Raw genomic sequence first — 1556 nt, forward strand, 5'->3', positions numbered from 1 at the left:
GCTCTACTACCTGAGTTCATGGGCGGCTCTGCTGACCTAGCACCTTCTAACCTAACCATGTGGTCTGGTTCTAAGTCTCTAGAAGCGAACGACTTCTCTGGTAACTACATCCACTACGGTGTACGTGAATTTGGTATGACTGCTATTATGAACGGTATCGCACTACACGGTGGTTTCGTTCCTTACGGCGCAACATTCCTAATGTTCATGGAATACGCTCGTAACGCAATGCGTATGGCTGCTTTGATGAAAATTCAGAACATCCAAGTGTACACACACGATTCTATCGGTCTTGGCGAAGATGGCCCAACTCACCAACCAGTTGAGCAAATGGCGTCTCTACGTTTGACTCCAAACATGAACACATGGCGCCCATGTGACCAAGTTGAGTCTGCTGTAGCATGGAAACTAGCGATTGAACGTAAAGATGCACCAACAGCACTTATCTTCTCTCGTCAAAACCTAGCGCAACAACCACGTAGCGCTGAGCAAGTTGCAGACATCGCGAAAGGTGGTTACATCCTGAAAGACAGTGATGGCAAACCTGAGCTAATCCTAATCGCAACAGGTTCTGAAGTTGAGCTAGCAGTGAAAGCCGCTGAACAACTAACAGCAGAAGGTAAGAAAGTACGCGTTGTTTCAATGCCATCAACAGATGCATTCGACAAACAAGACGCAGCTTACCGTGAAGCAGTTCTACCATCAGACGTAACAGCACGTATCGCTATTGAAGCGGGCATCGCAGACTTCTGGTACAAGTACGTTGGTTTCGACGGTCGCATCATCGGTATGACAACATTCGGTGAATCTGCACCTGCTGACCAGTTGTTCGAAATGTTTGGTTTCACTGTAGAAAACGTAGTGAACACAGCAAAAGAACTGCTAGCGTAATCGCGTTAAAAGATAATCAGTTTTCTCTATTGCGAATTTGAAAACTGAAAAGCCCCGCCAGAAATGGCGGGGCTTTATTTTATCTCGAATTTGTTTGAGATATTTGGCGTCGCTAAAAGGCAGCTTTACGACTGCTTATCTTCAAATCGAATCGCAAGCTGATAGAAATCTTGTACTTGTTCTTTCAACTGACGGCTGTTTTGCTCAACAGAATGCGTTGCTGCTAAGTTTTGCTCTGCGGTCGACGCAATAGAATGAATGTGCTGGTTTACATCGCTAGATAGCTTTAACTGGTTGTTCGCCGCTTCTGCCACATCAACCATCAAGCCACTCATGCTTTGCATCATCTGTTCAACTTCAGACAAACGCAGCGCGCTTTGCTCAGCAACTTGAGAACAGGCATCGGTTTGCTCTTTGTTTGCCAAAATATCTTTCTGCCAACCTTCTATCGTCGAAAGCATAGCAGAGATAGACGCTTGAATTTGCTCCGTCGCATTCGACGTACGTCCAGACAGTGCGCGAACTTCATCAGCAACAACAGCAAAACCACGACCTTGCTCACCTGCCCTTGCTGCTTCGATCGCCGCGTTCAGCGCCAGCAAGTTGGTCTGCTCTGCAATACCACCGATTTCAACCATCAAATGATTCACTTTCTGTGCCTGATC

At 46.5% G+C, this 1556-nt stretch carries 2 protein-coding genes; one reads left to right on the forward strand and one right to left on the reverse strand.

From position 1 onward, the window contains the following. A partial coding sequence (locus R8269_RS24055; RefSeq protein ID WP_318222760.1) for a transketolase family protein occupies positions 1-891 on the forward strand: 891 nt, incomplete at its 5' end. Positions 892-1016: 125 nt separating this feature from the next. On the opposite strand, the gene R8269_RS24060 is transcribed toward R8269_RS24055, so the two are convergent. Further along, positions 1017-1556: methyl-accepting chemotaxis protein (locus R8269_RS24060; protein WP_318222761.1), on the reverse strand; the 540-nt coding region annotated here is incomplete at its 5' end.

The sequence above is a fragment of the Vibrio sp. Vb0667 genome, from assembly GCF_033391095.1.